Origin of the sequence: Pseudomonas japonica, assembly GCF_013522925.1 — a bacterium.
Classification (GTDB): domain Bacteria; phylum Pseudomonadota; class Gammaproteobacteria; order Pseudomonadales; family Pseudomonadaceae; genus Aquipseudomonas; species Aquipseudomonas japonica_A.
In genome coordinates, this window is the sequence record NZ_JAAMQU010000046.1 from 1 (window position 1) to 456 (window position 456).

Genomic DNA, 456 nt, shown 5'->3' on the forward strand with positions numbered 1-456 from the left:
ACAGCAAGGCCACCATCGTCGAGGACAGCCCCCTTGCTTCCGGCACGCTGACCGCGACCGACGCCGACAGCGGTGAAACTGCCACGCTGGTGTTCAGCCAGACTTCGGCCGACAAGGTTCCAGGCTTTACCCTGAACACCGACGGCAGCTGGACGCTCGACCCGAGCAATGCGGCCTACCAGCACCTAGCTGTCGGTCAGAGCACGAGCTACAACATCCAGTACGTCGCCACCGACGCCCAGGGTGTGTCCAGTGCTCCCCAGACGCTGACCGTTACCGTGACCGGCACCAACGATGTGCCTGAAATCACCACCAGCGCCGTCGCTGGCAAGGCCACCGTCGTCGAGGACAGCTCCCTTGCTTCCGGCACGCTGACCGCGACCGACGCCGACAGCGGTGAAACTGCCACGCTGGTGTTCAGCCAGACTTCGGCCGACAAGGTTCCAGGCTTCACCC

1 protein-coding gene is annotated in these 456 nt (G+C 64.5%); it reads left to right on the forward strand.

The features are described from left to right. A partial coding sequence (locus tag G7016_RS24805) for a VCBS domain-containing protein (RefSeq protein WP_181118408.1) occupies nt 1-456 on the forward strand: 456 nt, incomplete at both ends.